The organism is Clostridium sp. CM037 (assembly GCF_055081095.1).
The window spans coordinates 3,406,671-3,421,499 of sequence record NZ_CM143650.1; the positions used below are offsets into that span (position 1 = coordinate 3,406,671).

At 32.8% G+C, this 14,829-nt stretch carries 18 protein-coding genes; all 18 read right to left on the minus strand.

Translation table 11 applies throughout. From position 1 onward, the window contains the following. Positions 1-6: 6 nt before the first annotated feature. On the minus strand, positions 7-459 hold the full coding sequence (locus ACWJKP_RS16325; protein WP_165411584.1) for a cupin domain-containing protein: 453 nt from the start codon (positions 457-459) through the stop codon (positions 7-9). A 36-nt stretch (positions 460-495) separates the two neighbouring features. Next, complete coding sequence (eutH, locus tag ACWJKP_RS16330; protein WP_165411583.1) at positions 496-1,593, minus strand: ethanolamine utilization protein EutH; 1,098 nt, start codon at positions 1,591-1,593, stop codon at positions 496-498. Between the two features lie 73 nt (positions 1,594-1,666). Beyond that, positions 1,667-2,209: a BMC domain-containing protein gene (locus ACWJKP_RS16335; protein WP_165411582.1), complete on the minus strand. Its 543-nt coding sequence runs from the start codon at positions 2,207-2,209 to the stop codon at positions 1,667-1,669. A 42-nt stretch (positions 2,210-2,251) separates the two neighbouring features. Further along, complete coding sequence (locus tag ACWJKP_RS16340) at positions 2,252-2,530, minus strand: EutN/CcmL family microcompartment protein (RefSeq protein ID WP_165411581.1); 279 nt, start codon at positions 2,528-2,530, stop codon at positions 2,252-2,254. Between the two features lie 44 nt (positions 2,531-2,574). Next, positions 2,575-3,339 (minus strand): hypothetical protein, encoded by a 765-nt coding sequence (locus tag ACWJKP_RS16345; protein WP_165411580.1) that lies wholly within the window; start codon positions 3,337-3,339, stop codon positions 2,575-2,577. Between the two features lie 97 nt (positions 3,340-3,436). Next, positions 3,437-4,063: an ethanolamine utilization phosphate acetyltransferase EutD gene (eutD, locus tag ACWJKP_RS16350; protein ID WP_165411579.1), complete on the minus strand. Its 627-nt coding sequence runs from the start codon at positions 4,061-4,063 to the stop codon at positions 3,437-3,439. Positions 4,064-4,076: 13 nt separating this feature from the next. Continuing rightward, positions 4,077-4,832, minus strand: coding sequence for a cobalamin adenosyltransferase (locus tag ACWJKP_RS16355; RefSeq protein WP_165411578.1), 756 nt, complete (start codon positions 4,830-4,832; stop codon positions 4,077-4,079). Positions 4,833-4,917: 85 nt separating this feature from the next. Next, positions 4,918-5,214, minus strand: coding sequence for an ethanolamine utilization microcompartment protein EutM (gene eutM / locus ACWJKP_RS16360; protein ID WP_165411577.1), 297 nt, complete (start codon positions 5,212-5,214; stop codon positions 4,918-4,920). 47 nt (positions 5,215-5,261) lie between these two features. Then, the gene (locus tag ACWJKP_RS16365) at positions 5,262-6,707 is read right to left on the minus strand and encodes an acetaldehyde dehydrogenase (acetylating) (RefSeq protein ID WP_165411620.1); all 1,446 of its coding nucleotides are present in this window, start codon (positions 6,705-6,707) and stop codon (positions 5,262-5,264) included. A gap of 14 nt (positions 6,708-6,721) precedes the next feature. Continuing rightward, a complete protein-coding gene (locus tag ACWJKP_RS16370) occupies positions 6,722-7,300 on the minus strand; it encodes a BMC domain-containing protein (RefSeq protein WP_165411576.1) in 579 nt (192 codons plus the stop codon). A 14-nt stretch (positions 7,301-7,314) separates the two neighbouring features. After that, positions 7,315-7,968 (minus strand): ethanolamine utilization microcompartment protein EutL, encoded by a 654-nt coding sequence (eutL, locus tag ACWJKP_RS16375; RefSeq protein WP_165411575.1) that lies wholly within the window; start codon positions 7,966-7,968, stop codon positions 7,315-7,317. A gap of 30 nt (positions 7,969-7,998) precedes the next feature. Then, positions 7,999-8,877 (minus strand): ethanolamine ammonia-lyase subunit EutC, encoded by an 879-nt coding sequence (gene eutC, locus ACWJKP_RS16380; RefSeq protein WP_165411574.1) that lies wholly within the window; start codon positions 8,875-8,877, stop codon positions 7,999-8,001. A gap of 17 nt (positions 8,878-8,894) precedes the next feature. Next, positions 8,895-10,259 carry an ethanolamine ammonia-lyase subunit EutB gene (locus tag ACWJKP_RS16385; RefSeq protein WP_165411573.1) on the minus strand — a complete coding sequence of 455 codons (1,365 nt, stop codon included), beginning with the start codon at positions 10,257-10,259 and terminating at the stop codon, positions 8,895-8,897. 22 nt (positions 10,260-10,281) lie between these two features. Continuing rightward, positions 10,282-11,715: an ethanolamine ammonia-lyase reactivating factor EutA gene (gene eutA / locus ACWJKP_RS16390; protein WP_165411572.1), complete on the minus strand. Its 1,434-nt coding sequence runs from the start codon at positions 11,713-11,715 to the stop codon at positions 10,282-10,284. Positions 11,716-11,857: 142 nt separating this feature from the next. Further along, a complete protein-coding gene (locus ACWJKP_RS16395) occupies positions 11,858-13,267 on the minus strand; it encodes a sensor histidine kinase (RefSeq protein ID WP_165411571.1) in 1,410 nt (469 codons plus the stop codon). Next, positions 13,257-13,832 (minus strand): ANTAR domain-containing response regulator, encoded by a 576-nt coding sequence (locus ACWJKP_RS16400; protein ID WP_165411570.1) that lies wholly within the window; start codon positions 13,830-13,832, stop codon positions 13,257-13,259. Before ACWJKP_RS16400 ends, ACWJKP_RS16395 begins: the two co-directional genes overlap by 11 nt. A 38-nt stretch (positions 13,833-13,870) precedes the next feature. Beyond that, a complete protein-coding gene (locus ACWJKP_RS16405) occupies positions 13,871-14,302 on the minus strand; it encodes a EutP/PduV family microcompartment system protein (protein ID WP_165411569.1) in 432 nt (143 codons plus the stop codon). A gap of 9 nt (positions 14,303-14,311) precedes the next feature. Further along, positions 14,312-14,656, minus strand: a complete 345-nt coding sequence (gene eutS / locus ACWJKP_RS16410; protein WP_165411568.1) for an ethanolamine utilization microcompartment protein EutS — start codon at positions 14,654-14,656, stop codon at positions 14,312-14,314. Between the last annotated feature and the right edge of the window lie 173 nt (positions 14,657-14,829).

Consider the following 14,829-nt stretch of genomic DNA (forward strand, 5'->3'; position numbering starts at 1 on the left):
AAATATCTACTTTATATCTGCCCAATTAGCAGGATATGTCACAAACATAAATTTTGCATAGTTTGGAACACTGAATTGAATTTTTGAATTTTTAGGAATTAAAATCATTTCCCCTTTATTGGCTACAACTTTTCTTCCATCAATATTTACTTCTAAAGTTCCCTCTATAACATAATCTATTTCATCATATTTTAATGTCCAATCAAAGCACGTTTCTTTCATTTCCATAAGACCGCATCCAAGTCTCGGACTTTCTTCTAATGTTAAAACATCTGTTAAAAGTACGTCATCTCCCTCTTTGCCAGTATCAAACTTACCCATTTTTACAGTGTCTAATTTTATTGACATTATACCACTAGGATCTACATGCTTTTCAAATTCGCATTTTTCCTTTGATAAACTTTCTGCTATGATTTTTCTAACCATGTCTTCAATTAATTTTGAATCTATATTTTCCATTTTAATTCCTCCATTCATTATTATCTTATAATGCTATTATGCTTGAACAGACTTATCTTTTTTATTTTTCGAAAGTATAAAACAAGCTAACGCAACCGCTGCAACTCCACCGACTAATTTTGCAACTATCATAGGGAATATCATTCCTTTTTCTACTCCAGCAACAAAACCTAAATGATCTCCAAATACAAAAGCTGCACTAACTGCAAATGCAACGTTTATTATCTTACCCCGCTCATCCATGTCTTTCATCATTCCAAACATTGGTATACTATTTGCAAGACTTGCCACCATACCTGCTGCTGAAATATCATTCATACCTAGTAATGAACCAAGCTTCATTAGAGGTTTTTTAAATACTTTTGTTATAACATAAACCATTGGGAAGGCTCCTGCGAGTACTATTGCAATAGAACCTACTATCTCAATGCCTTCGGATAGTGGTGCCATTCCAGGAATAACAACTACTCCTGTTAAAGTTTCTATTATTATAGCTGCAAGACCTATTGTTATAAGCACAACTACGCCTTTTCCGAAAACGGTAAAGCCTTTTATCATTTTTTCAGGAATTAACCATAATCCTACAGCGAGAAGTGCTGCAAATATTATTATTGGCACAAGATTTTTAAGTAACATTATTACTCCAAATCCAGCTACAAGTCCACCTATAAGCGCGCCTATAGGAATTGTTATTATCCCTGCAAGTACACCTGTTGCCAAAAATTTATGGTCTTCTTTTTTAATTATTCCAAGAGCAACTGGTATAGTAAATACAATAGTTGGTCCCATCATAGATCCTATAATTACGCCTGAGAAGCTTGCTGCTTGTGCTGTTTGTGCAAGTTCTTTTGCAAGAGGATATCCTCCCATATCACAAGCAAGTAAAGTAGTAGCAAACATAGATGGATCTGCTCCTAATGCAGTGTAAATTGGGACTATTACAGGTTTTAATACACTAGCAAGTACTGGTGCTAAACAAACTACACCAACCATTGCTATAGTTAATGAACCCATTGCCATAAATCCCTCTTCAAATTGTTCTCCTAAACCAAATTTATTTCCTATGCACTTATCTATTGCACCTAAAACCATGAAAACAACCATTATATATATAATAATTTCATTTATTCCCATTTTTTCTCCTTCCAGAAAATTATTTTTTGATCATATGTATTTTTTTAGAATTTATCTACATTGTTAACTATTATTATAAGCTACTGATTAGTTCCTTAGATGGTGATGGAATTACTATACTTGAAACTATTTTTTTCTCATCAATTTCTCTTAAAGCTTCTTTTACAGCTTCCTGCACAGAACTCATATCACCATATATAATAAAATAAGATTTTCCACCAATTAAAGTGCCGAGACTTAACTTAAAAAGCCTTACCTCTGCTGCTTTAAGCGCCTTATCTAAGATAAATATTCCAGAAACTACATTAGTGGTCTCCACTACTCCTATAGCTCCATTAGGTACTACTTTTATTTTATTTTTTAATGATTGTATAATATCCTTATGTACATTAGGAAGTAGAAAACTTCCTATCAAAAAACCTTTACTTTGATTCGTCCCCTTGTCTAAGGCTTCTTTAACAGATCCTACTTCTCCTGATATAAGTATCATAAATTTCCCTGGACAAATAGTTCTACAAAATACTAATTCTACCTCTGCTGCTTTTAGAACTACATCCGCTATTTCTATTCCTTTTGCAATACTTCTAAATTCCATCATTCCTAAAGTTTTAATCATAGATTCACTCCAAATAAATTTATTTATACGAGAAGTGCTTAATTATAGAAATTCTGCATCTACTTCTAAACTATCTATTATACCTACTATAACAGCATCCACAGGCACATCTTTTATATGCAGTGATGCGCTAGCAGCGCTACCTTTAGTCACTAGTACACTATCCCCTATGCCAGCCCCTACTATATCTGCGGCAACAAAAATTCCGCTCCCCTCGCCGGCTGCAGCTTTAGATGGTTCTATCACTAAGAATTTTAATCCATTTAATTTTTCATCTTTTCTTGTAGCCCAAACATTGCCTATAACTTTACCAATAATCATTAACTGCCCCCCCTTTTTATCTTTTAAAATGTTTTAGAATAACCCTAAACTCTATTTATCTTTAATCGTTTTATTCTTATAAAATCTTGAGCAAGTGGGGTTAATATAGCTTTTTTAATTAAGTTTACTTCCTTTATTCCGTTCATATATAATTTTCTAAGGTCTGATTCTGTAATCAGTCTTTTATTATTTATTTCTACTATTTGATGAGATTGCACAGTATCCTCTGAAACCGCTTTTTTAGCTTGTGATTCAGTTTTATTATGCATATCATCGATTACTATATTTGATTCTATTGAGCAGGATTTTTGCACTGATTCATCATTGCAATTAGCGCCCATTTGCATGCTTTTTAATAAATCCTTTTGATGGACTAAAACAATTCCATAAGACATGATTTTGTGTTCATATTGATTATATAGATTATATAAAGCTTCATTAGACGTACTTAAATGTTTTCTGTACTGTATTCCCTCTTTTAATACATAAACCTTCTTACCGTTAAAAAGAGCCTCTACTATAAACGCTTGTACACCATTATTACATAACCCAAGCGCCATTGATGATAATCCTTTATTACATAAATTTGTAACTATTATATGCTCATAGTCTCTCAAATTTATATCTTCTTTATCATAAATATGAACCTCGTATTTATCTTCTACAAGCTCTTTAATCACTGTTAACTCTTCTTCAGAGGAACTTATTACCAATACCTTTTCTTTATCCATTGCAGTACTATTTCTACTGCTAGGAATCCTCTTCATAACTTCCTTAGTGATCATATCTACTAATTTTTCTATATCCACTTAAATCACTTCCTTATATAAAAATTATAATGTTTAATACAGCTTAACATATAAGGTATATCATCTTATTTTTAAAATCATCTATAAAACAACAATTCTATTTTATAATTTTTGCAGTAGTGCCTTTATTATATCCACAGGCATTTGCCTCATCATAATCTATGTGCATAAATGTTCTAAATTCTTTCTTTACCCTAATTACAACATCATCAAATATTAGCGGTCTTTCCCCAGAAACTTCAACTTTAACTATATCTTTATCACGAACCTTAAATAACTTTGCATCTTCTAATGTTAAATGTATATGACGTTTTGCAACTATTAACCCCTCTTTAATTGTTAAAGAAGCTTTTTCTGTAGATATAGTTACACCTGCACTACCCTGTAATTTTCCTGATTCACGAATTGGTGCTTTTACTCCTAAAATAACAGCATCACTCTTAGATATTTCAGCCTGTGTGTGTGTTCTTTCTGGTCCAAGTACAACTACATTTTTAATTGTTCCTTTAGGCCCAGTTAGGCTAACTCTTTCGTTGCAGCTATATTGACCTGGTTGTGATAATTTCTTTACCTCTGTTAATTTATAACCCTTACCAAATAATGTATCAATACTTTCTCTTGAAAGATGAACATGTTTTCCTGAAGCTTCCACTGTAATTTTAAATTTTTCATTTACTCTTTTTATGACTTCTTCTATAATGTATTCAATGTCTATACCGGTCACTGATGTGCCCCCTCTATTTATATTTTCCTGACAAAAACTTAAACATCATTATATATAAACAGCTGCTTAATCTATTTAAATATCTTATAATATCGTTTCTTGTTATCTCTGCGTCAATGTCTTTAAATGCCTTGAAACCACATATTTCAACTTCTCTTATATTACTTCTTATGGAATTAAGTCCAACAACTATTTCACCCATTTTATAATTAGGCATAAAATGATCCATATTAAAATATTTTTTGGGATTATGTGACATTTCCCTCAGGTCATTCTCACTAATTCCTAAAATAGAGAATTCCGGAAGATTTTCTTCTAATACTTCCGCCCTTAATATGTTACGTACAAAAGATAGAATCTCCTCTAAGTCTTTTGCTACTCCTTCATTTTGAAGTTTTGAAGCTATTACTTGAACTTCCAAAATTTTAGATTGAAGACTATCAAGTCTTCCTCTAAACTCTATTTTTCTATGATCTTTAGGTACTAATTTATTTCCATATAACTGTGTCATATGCTCTGGTTTTTCCTCTACATAACCACCCTTGAGGCAAATATATTTCGGGAAAATTTTTCCTTCATCTTCCTTTTCAGTTTTGGAATTACCTTGTTTCTTAGCACTCAATGTATCAACAATTATTAGTTTAATGTTTTTATCTTGTAGATACTGTTTTGCAGAGGGGGTAATAATAACACCCTTTACTACTTCGTATTCTTTAATATCTGTATTTTTAAGTTGTTTTCTTAGTTCACTTTCAGTTAACAAACTCATATAACTCACATCCCCTTAAGAAGATTGTATATAAGCATACTACCCCACAACCTTTTGAATTGTGGGGATAGTATGTTTTTAAATATTATTCTTCTATTACTTCTTTTACTTTTGGAAGTATTGCATCTACTTCAGCATGTGGTCTTGGAATTACATGAACAGAAACTAATTCTCCTACTCGTTCTGCAGCAGCAGCTCCAGCATCTGTAGCTGCTTTAACAGCTCCAACATCTCCTCTAACCATTACAGTTACGAGTCCTGCACCAATTTGCTCTTTTCCTACTAATGTAACATTTGCAGCTTTAACCATAGCATCTGCAGCTTCTATTGCACCTACGAGTCCTCTTGTTTCAACCATTCCTAATGCGTTTGTACTTGCCATTTTATATTCCTCCTAAAATTTTTTTTATCTATATTAATTTTATATAACTAGCTTTTCAATTTTTCCATGATTTTTTCTACTATTAGATTTATAGAGTCTTCATTTAAATCTTCTTTGCTAATATTAGAATTAACAGTGTTACTTCTATCTACTATATCCTCTATTTCACGAGTTCCATAAACCAATCTTCTTATATTCAATAAGTTCATAGGTCCAACATTATCAGAAGTTGCACTTCCGCCAACTGCTCCACAGCCTAAAGTTAAAGCTGGTACTAAGCTTGTAGTAGCTCCTATTCCACCTAGTGAACCTGGAGTATTAACTAATAATCTTGATACAGGTTTTTTAAGTGCAAATTCTCTAATTACAGCCTCATTATTTGAGTGTATTATAAGAGTATGCCCTGCTCCCTCATTGTTTAATATATCAATACATTTTTCACAAGCCTTTTCCCAAGTTTCTTCACAGAAGAAACCTAAAATTGGAGCTAACTTTTCTCTTGAATATGGATACTTATGTCCTACATTTGTTTCTTCAGATATAAGTACTCTAGCTCCAGTAGGAACATTTAAGTTAGCCATTTTAGCTATAGCTTCAACACTTTTTCCTACTATTTGAGGATTCATTGAACCATTACTTCTAAGTATAAATCCTGCTAATCTATCAGCTTCTTCTCTATTTAAGAAATAAGCGCCCTGTGCTTTTAATTCAGAAACTACTTTGTCCTTAGAGCAAGCTTCAACTACTATAGATTGTTCTGAAGCACAGATAGTTCCATTATCAAAAGTCTTACTATCTAATATTCTCTTTACTGCTAAAGGAATATCTGCAGATTTTTCTATGAAAGCTGGTCCATTTCCTGGTCCTACTCCTATAGCTGGATTACCTGAGCTATAGGCTGCTTTAACCATAGGTGTACCACCAGTTGCGAGTATTAATGAAATATCACTATGTTTCATTAACTGATCTGTACCTTGCATAGTAGGTATAGACATGCATCCAATAGTTCCTTCTGGTGCTCCTGCAGCCACAGCTGCTTCAGATATTATTCTTACAGTTTCCAATATACATTTTTTACCCATTGGATGTGGTGAGAAAACTATGGAATTTCCTGCTTTTATAGATATCATAGCTTTATATATAGCTGTAGATGTAGGGTTAGTTGATGGAATAAGTCCTGCAACAACCCCTACTGGAACTGCCACCTCAACTAATTTTTTATCTTTATCTTCATTTATTATTCCTACAGTTTTTAAATCCTTTATATATTCATAAACTCCCTTACTAGCAAAAGTATTTTTCACAATCTTATCTTGCCATTTTCCAAAACCAGTTTCCTCTTCTGCCATTTTAGCTAATTTTTCAGCATTATTATAAGCTGAATCACTAATAGCTTTAACTATTCTGTCGATTTCGCTTTGGCTCATTTCGCCTAATTTCTTTTGTGCAATCTTTGCTTTAGCTATTAGGTTCCTAACTTCTTGAATTGACATTAAATCCTTATCCACTATTTACTCCTCCTTTGATAGAATAATACGATCTCTTCTACAAGCCTATCTTTTTTAGCAAACTTTATCTGTTTCTTAGTCATATTATCTAAGTCAAGACTTCTCGCTAATGTTCTGAGTTCATTTACTTTTTCACTCTCTAACTGCTCTTTTAGGCTTGTACTATTACTTAGAGTGTTACCTCCAAATTCTATCGCTTTAATCTCTTGTGTTTTTTTGTCTTGATTTACATTCTTGATTTTTTTACTTTCAACAACTAATACCTCTTCACTACATTCCTTATGTTCACAATCCTTAGTGCTTGTATTTTCCACAATAGTGTTCCATACTGATAAGTCTGGTCCAGGAATTACATGAGCTACTACTAAAATATTTAACTTTGTCACAGCAATTTCAGCCGCTTCAACAGCTGCTTTAACTGAAGAAACATCACCCTTTATCTTTACTGTAACCAAACCACCATCAACTATTTCACAACCTATAAGCTTTACATTAGATGTCTTAAGTGCCACATCTGCAGCTTCTATGGCACCAAGGTACCCATGTACCTCGATTAACCCTAATGCTCCCTTATACATTTAATTGCCTCACTTTAAAAATTTGTAGGATTTTCAGCTACAAATTGGACTGCTGCTGCAAAAGCATCACAAGCTGCTTGACAAGCTGATTGGCTACCTGTAAGCAATGCTCCACCAAAGTTAGTTTCTGATGGTGGTCCGTAAAAAGTTACTAATTTAACATCTGCTGCTTTTAAAGCAGCATCTAATGCATATACAGCTTCAAGTGGAGGAGCTATCAAATAAGCTATAGGCTCTCCCTCTTTAATATTCGCAGTTTTCGATAAAAAGCTGCCTGTTCTTGATACACAGTGAGCATAATATGGAACTGTATTATCATCATTAGCACTTGTAAAACTTGCTCCATTTTCTATGAAATCTAGAGCAGAATTAAGTCCACTTCTAACCTCTGCTGGACTTGGTCCAGCCATTATTCCTATAACTTCACCTGCTAGTTTTGTACTTGCATTTGCAGAACCTGCATACATTGATTTTGCATATACTATTTCTACCTCTGCTGATTTCGTAGCTTCATCTAAAGCTGTATAAGTAACATCATCTATATCTGCTGTTATAATTCCTAAACTCTTATGATGTGGCGCTAAATTAAAGGCTTCTACCAAATCTTGACTAACATTTGATATTATTTTTACACCTAATACCGTTGCACGAATAGCTTCATTTTTCATGTGTTTTGCCTCCTAATTATAATTTCTTTACTATAATTTTAAATCTACTCCACTTGCTTTCTTTTCTAGCATTAATTTTATTATTTCAGAAATATGAGCACCTGCTTCTACTGGAGGAGTACCACCTTTATGTATATTAGATACAACTGTTCTTCTAGCTTCTGGCATATTTACAGTAGCTTTGTATGCTATATAAGCACTCATACTTTCTGCTGTAACAAGGCCTGGTCTTTCCCCTATAAGTACACAAGTAACATCTGCTTCTAAGGTTTCAGATACTACATCCATAACGCCAACTCTTCCATTTTTAACGAAGAATGGAGTTCCTACAGAAATTTTGTAGCCCTCGAGGCCCTGCACCATAGCTGGAAATACATCACGAATATTAGCTTCTATAGCTGCTGAGCTTAATCCATCTGATACATATATTTGTACCTGTGGTCTCATTTTGCAGTTAGTTTTTATAGCTTTTATACCCTCTTCAGTTATCTTTTTCCCAAGGTCTGGTCTTGTTATAAATTCATCTTTATTGATGCATTCTGTTTTAACAGAAAATAAATTCATTTCCTTTAAGAATTCCTCTGAAACATCTGAGAAAACTGAATCTTGAGCTGCCGCATGATCTGCTCTAACTCTTAAAGCTGTTTCAGTTTTATATCTAGGACCTGCTCTCCAAATTCCTAATCTTGCTGGAGTAGATTCCTTCATTTTTAAATATCCCTTAGCATCTGCTGGGTTTGGAACTAAAAGTTGTTTTTTAATATCAACAGTTGTAATGTCCTCAATAAATCCATCTTCAACCTCTGTTTTAATAGAATTTTCAACTTTAGCTGTAACTTTCTTATCTTTACTTGTCATTTCAAGTAGTACCTGTTCAACCAATTTTTTTAAATCATTTTCTGATACCATTATTTTTCCTCCTCTCATTATTTAAGAAATACAGATGCATCTCCTGTTTTTTCAGTCAATTTACCATCTTTTGTGAATCCCATTTTTTCCATCCAAACTTCAAACTCTTTTATTGGTTTTAAGTGTAATAAATCTCTTAATGTTGCTGTTTCATGGTATCCAGTAGACTGGTAGTTAAGCATTATATCATCACCATGAGGTAATCCCATAAAGAAGTTACATCCTGCCGCTGTAAGAAGTACGGATAAATTTTCTATATCATTTTGATCTGCCTTCATATGGTTTGTATAACAAGCATCAACACCCATTGATACTCCAGTTAATTTACCCATGAAGTGATCCTCAAGACCTGCTCTTATAACTTCTTTACTATCATATAAATATTCGGGTCCTATAAATCCAACAACAGTATTTACTAGGAATGGGTTATATCTCTTAGCAAATCCATAACATCTTGCTTCCATAGTTACTTGGTCTACACCATTATGACTATCTGAAGATAATTCTGAACCCTGTCCTGTCTCAAAATACATTACATTAGGGCCAGATCCTGTGCCTTCTTTAAGTGCTAACTGCCTTGCTTCTTCTATCATATCTGCAGTTATTCCAAAAGCTTCATTTCCTTTTTGAGAACCTGCTATACTTTGGAAAATTAAATCCGCAGGAGCTCCACGTCTTATAGCTTCCATTTGTGTTGTTACATGAGCTAATACACAGTTTTGAGTTGGTATTTCCCATTTATTCTTAAAGTCTTCAAAGGTTTTAAGAACTCGCATTACACTTTCAACGGAATCATCAACTGGGTTTAAGCCTATAACCGCATCTCCAACACCATAAGTTAATCCTTCCATAAGAGAAGCTAAAATCCCCTGTGGATTATCTGTGGTATGGTTAGGTTGAAGTCTTGCAGATAAGGTTCCGTCTAGTCCTATTGTTGTATTACAATGTGCAGTAATTCTTATCTTTTTTGCTCCATAAATTAAATCTAAATTAGACATTAACTTAGCTACAGCAGCTACCATCTCACTAGTAAGTCCGCGACTTATCCTTTTAATATCTTCTCCAGTAGTATTTTCATTTAATATCCACTCTCTAAATTCAGATACTGTTAAGTCTTTAATTCCAGCGTATATCTTTTCATTGACATCATCTTGAATTATTCTTGTTACCTCATCTATTTCATAAGGTACTGCTGGACAATTCCTCAAATCCTCTAAAGTTAAATGACTCAAAACTACCTTAGCCGCCACTCTTTCTTCTGAAGATTCTGCTGCAATTCCTGCAAGCTTATCTCCTGACTTTTCTTCATTTGCCTTTGCCATAACTTCCATTATTGATTTAAAATCATACACTTTTCCAAATAACTTTGTTTTTAATTTCAAGATAATTCACCCCTCTTATTTTTTATGAATTAAATATTAGTGTTTTAATTATTACTGGTACAACCCTACCATTTGCTAGAGGTTTACCTATGTCTATGTAATCGCCATTTTCTACGTTTATAGTGTCAATACACACAACTTCTTTTTTGAAATTAAGCTGTCTATATAAAGTTTGTCCCAAGACTTTAGCTATATCATTTTCAACTACTAAAACAGTTGGAAAATCACCTTTCAAAATCTCTTCCATTCCCAAAAGCAAAGTCTCCGCTAGTTTTTGCACCTCTACAAAGCTAGGATTCAACTTTCCTTTTATGGCTATAGCCACGGGTTGAAGCTCATTCTCTAAAGTAAACCATTTAAGTTTTTCCTTTATAACCTTAACCATGTTTTCATAACCTGAATTTTCTTCATCCTCTGAAAGTTTTAGTATTGGAAGGTTTTTAATAGGAAACTTATCCTCTGTATATGTTATTGTACTGCCGCTAATTTCTGTGGTGTGAGAACCAGCTCCTACCACCGTAGCCCTTATGGTCTCTATAGATTTTTTAACCACAATTTTAGTACATAACTTTGACTTACTAATAGCTTGACCAAGTAATATACCTATATCTCCATACTTAAACATTTCTTCAGGTTCCAGATTGCAAACATAATCAGCAACTCCTCCAGAAAAGGTAATATAATCTATTGCTATATCGCTTCTAATTCCCTTATTGGTAAGTATTCTTTCATAGAAGCTGCTCTTTTCTCTTATATTCACACTTTCCTCTAAAAGTTTAACCATTTCATCGACTATAATATTCAAAGCCTCAAAGGTTGACTTCTGCCCCTCTTCTATAGAAACATGATTTAACTTAGCTAATTCCTTTATCTTCTCCGCAATATATAGAACTTTGCCCGAAGACTTATCAATTTTAATAAGTCTTCCACCTATATCTAAACATCCTGTATCTAAAAGTTTTCCTTCTTTGAAGACTGCTATATTAGTAGTTCCTCCACCAATATCCAAGTTAACTACAGTAGACTCTTCATCCTCAGAAATTTTATCTGCTCCTGCACCTTTTGCTGAGATTATTGATTCTAAATCAGGTCCTGCAGTAGCTACAACAAACTCTCCTGCAAGTCCACTTAATTTTTGCAAAACATCGTTAGCATTTTGCTTTCTAGCAGTTTCACCTGTTATTATAACCGCCCCAGTTATAACATCTGAGGGCGCTATTCCTGCTGCAAGGTACTCTCTTTTTACTATTTCGCGAACCTTTTCACCATCTATCTCCTTTTGTGATTTAAGTGGTGTGAAGTATATTTCACTTCTATATATAATTTCCTTATCCACAATGGATATTCTAGGTATAGAGAAATTTGAGGCCAAATTTTCTATAATTATCTTGCTAAATACAAGCTGTGTTGTTGAAGTCCCAATGTCTATACCAACACTTATAATTTCTTCTCTCATATTAATTCCTCTTTTCAAATGCCTTATAAATTTTCAGAAACACAGTTTAAAGAACAAAAAAAGGCTTAAAGTCATTTTAAAAAATAACTTTAAGCCTCATCGCTTATCTTAAAAACACGCCCTTGTGTTTCCATTATCCATATTAATTTTTGAAATCAAATACCACTCTAGTTCCTTCTGAATCTGTTGCTATATTAATATCTCCATTTAGCTTATCCTTAACTATAGTCTTTACTATACTAAGTCCTAAACTATTTTTTCTAACCTTATTAATATCAAATCCTGTACCATTGTCAACTATTACAATGGTAGAATATATTTCACTTTTTTCGATTACAATATCTATATTACCTGAAGGTTTATCTACAAAAGCATATTGCATAGAATTATGAAGTAATTCATTTACTACAAGAGCTATTGAAGTCGCTTTATCAGAACTTACTTTAAAATTACCTCCAATTAAATTCACTTTAATATTTTTATTAGTTGCATTAAAATATCTTATAGCGTTATCTTTAATATTAGAAATAACTTCTTGTATACTTACTTCATCCAGACCTTCTTGCGATAATATCTCATGGGTAGCTGCTATACTTAAAATTCTATTCATGCTTTCATTTAATGCATCTTTAGTCTGCTGGTTATCACTTCTTCTTGCTTGAAGTCTTAATAAACTTGCTATAGTCTGTAGATTATTTTTCACTCTATGGTGAATTTCTTTAATAGCTACAGATTTTAAAATTAATTCCTTCTCTTTTTCCTTCATCATTGTTATATCCCTAATCATGGTAACAAGTTTTAATTTTTTATCAGTTAATATTATCCTCTTAACTTTTAAAAACAGTTTTCCTAAATGCACTTCACATTCATTAGAATTAGGAAAATTCATTACCTCCGTAAAATTAATATCATCTAAGGCTAAATTATCATAATCCATGCCTAGTAGGCTGTCCTTGTAGCCAAGCTTTTTATATAGTAAATCAGCAATAGGATTTTTAAACCTAACTACTCCTTCTTCATCAAAGATAATAATAGCTTCATCTAAGTGATCAGCTATGTTATTTTCATTTTCTGTAGAAGATACTAAAGTATTAGCTAACTCCTCGTAGCCTTGTTCTAGCATTTCCATATGTTTTTTTTTTTTTATTTTTTCTGTTATGTCATTCTCTACTATTAGAACCCCTATAATTTTGCCGTTATTCTCTATAGGTGACACCGTTTGTCGTACATTTATATGTTCTTGAGTTACAGCCTTCAAGTCTTTGGTTGTTATTCCAAGATCTAATGTTCTAAGCACAGCAGGCTCATTATCTCTTAATGCTAGTTCTCCTACTACAGTATTTTGATACATCGAAGGTCTATTAATAGGTTTTGCCTCAGCTATTACTATAGCTTCATCAGCTTCTCTAGTTGGACAATCTATAAAAACATCTGCATTTAAAATGTCGGCAAAATATTTAATACAAGATGACATTTGCTGTATTTTTAAAATGTCATCTTCATCTAAATTAGTGTACATTCTACATAGTTCATATATTTTTTTACTGTTCATAACTCATTATTATAGCCTCAGCTATATCTCCCATTGAACATCTTTTATTCATACTAAGTGTTCTAATCTGGTCATAAGCATCTTGCTCAGTAATTTTATCTCTTTGAATCAATAAGCCTTTAGCTTTTTCAATAATTTTTCTTTCTTCTAGCTTACTACAACCTTTTTCAATTTCTATTTTCATTTTTTTTATTTCTGCGCTCTTGGATATAGCTACCTCCAAAGTTGGAATAAGTGATTTTTCATCTATAGGCTTAACTATGTATCCTATAGCCCCTACTTTGATAGCTTTTTCTACAAACTCTTTGCCACTATAAGCAGTTAGCAGAACTATCCCACTGGCCAAATTTTCATTTTGAATTATTTTAGCTGCATTTAATCCATCAAGAAGAGGCATCTTTATATCCATAAGCACTAAATCTGGTGAATGTTTTCTACACAATGATACTGCATCAAATCCATCTGAAGCTTCTCCTACAACATCGTATCCTGCCGCTTCTAGTATTTCTTTTAAATCCATTCTTGTAATAGGCTCATCATCGGCTATTACTATTTTTTTATTCATACTTCACCTCATAAAATAAAAATAGATTTTTAAAAAGTTTAATTCATAATATAATCCTTTAAATTTTCTAAACCAGATTTATCAAAAGCACTTATTCTAAAAATTCTTTCTACTCCTGCGCTTACTAGAACTTCTTCTGCTGCTTTTAACTTGTTTTCATCACAGCACAAATCTGTTTTTGTAATAATTCCAATAATAGGCTTTGCAAATATACTAGCAAAGCTTGGCGGGAAAATACTATCTTCCTGCGTACAATCGTGAATCATAGCGATTACATCACTATCTGCAGAAGTAACTATAAGAGCTCTATAATAAGATCTGTTTTCAATGTACTCACCAGGAGTATCTATAATTCCGTCGATAATTTCAACTGTCTGAGTTTTCTTATAATGTAAATCTTCTTCGTTTATTGCTTGAGTCAAAGTAGTTTTGCCACAATTTGTTTTTCCAATTAACATTAAGGTTTTCATATACCACCTCTAAGATCTGGTTATCTTACATTCAGAAAAATCGAGTACATTACTAAGAACCTTAATAACTTCAGTAAGTGCTGACTCTACACTGCCTACATCACCAACTATAACCACTGATCCACTAAATCTATCCACAAATCCAATAGATACATCTGCCGACTTTGTTGCCACGTCTGCTGCTATAATAGAGGCCTCGCTAGGTGTTATAGTAAGTATACCTAAGGCATCCTTATGATCTGCTGTAAGTCCTAGCTTTTTATATAGATCTTTGTTGGGGTTTGCAATTAAGTGGGCTAATGTAACTTGCTTGCCAGGAACATATTCTTGTATTACTCTTTGTTTCTCTTCCATAGTATCACCACTTCTTTGAATTTTTATAAAAAAATAGGCTCACTAAAAATATAATTATATTTTTAACAAGCCTCATTGCCTTCTTTAAAATGTACACGCCATTGTGTACCTATGCTTAAATATTATACTCTTTATTCTAATTTGTCAATATGAAAAATTAATATGGAAAACGT

What these genes read in the sequence shown, in the direction of transcription:
- ACWJKP_RS16325 (WP_165411584.1), bottom strand. Translation starts at nt 459, where the DNA reads ATGGAAAATATAGATTCAAAATTAATTGAAGACATGGTTAGAAAAATC.
- eutH (WP_165411583.1), bottom strand. Translation starts at nt 1,593, where the DNA reads ATGGGAATAAATGAAATTATTATATATATAATGGTTGTTTTCATGGTT.
- ACWJKP_RS16335 (WP_165411582.1), bottom strand. Translation starts at nt 2,209, where the DNA reads ATGATTAAAACTTTAGGAATGATGGAATTTAGAAGTATTGCAAAAGGA.
- ACWJKP_RS16340 (WP_165411581.1), bottom strand. Translation starts at nt 2,530, where the DNA reads ATGATTATTGGTAAAGTTATAGGCAATGTTTGGGCTACAAGAAAAGAT.
- ACWJKP_RS16355 (WP_165411578.1), bottom strand. Translation starts at nt 4,832, where the DNA reads ATGAGTTTGTTAACTGAAAGTGAACTAAGAAAACAACTTAAAAATACA.
- eutM (WP_165411577.1), bottom strand. Translation starts at nt 5,214, where the DNA reads ATGGCAAGTACAAACGCATTAGGAATGGTTGAAACAAGAGGACTCGTA.
- ACWJKP_RS16365 (WP_165411620.1), bottom strand. Translation starts at nt 6,707, where the DNA reads ATGTCAATTCAAGAAGTTAGGAACCTAATAGCTAAAGCAAAGATTGCA.
- ACWJKP_RS16370 (WP_165411576.1), bottom strand. Translation starts at nt 7,300, where the DNA reads ATGTATAAGGGAGCATTAGGGTTAATCGAGGTACATGGGTACCTTGGT.
- eutL (WP_165411575.1), bottom strand. Translation starts at nt 7,968, where the DNA reads ATGAAAAATGAAGCTATTCGTGCAACGGTATTAGGTGTAAAAATAATA.
- eutC (WP_165411574.1), bottom strand. Translation starts at nt 8,877, where the DNA reads ATGGTATCAGAAAATGATTTAAAAAAATTGGTTGAACAGGTACTACTT.
- eutA (WP_165411572.1), bottom strand. Translation starts at nt 11,715, where the DNA reads ATGAGAGAAGAAATTATAAGTGTTGGTATAGACATTGGGACTTCAACA.
- ACWJKP_RS16395 (WP_165411571.1), bottom strand. Translation starts at nt 13,267, where the DNA reads ATGAACAGTAAAAAAATATATGAACTATGTAGAATGTACACTAATTTA.
- ACWJKP_RS16400 (WP_165411570.1), bottom strand. Translation starts at nt 13,832, where the DNA reads ATGAATAAAAAAATAGTAATAGCCGATGATGAGCCTATTACAAGAATG.
- ACWJKP_RS16405 (WP_165411569.1), bottom strand. Translation starts at nt 14,302, where the DNA reads ATGAAAACCTTAATGTTAATTGGAAAAACAAATTGTGGCAAAACTACT.
- eutS (WP_165411568.1), bottom strand. Translation starts at nt 14,656, where the DNA reads ATGGAAGAGAAACAAAGAGTAATACAAGAATATGTTCCTGGCAAGCAA.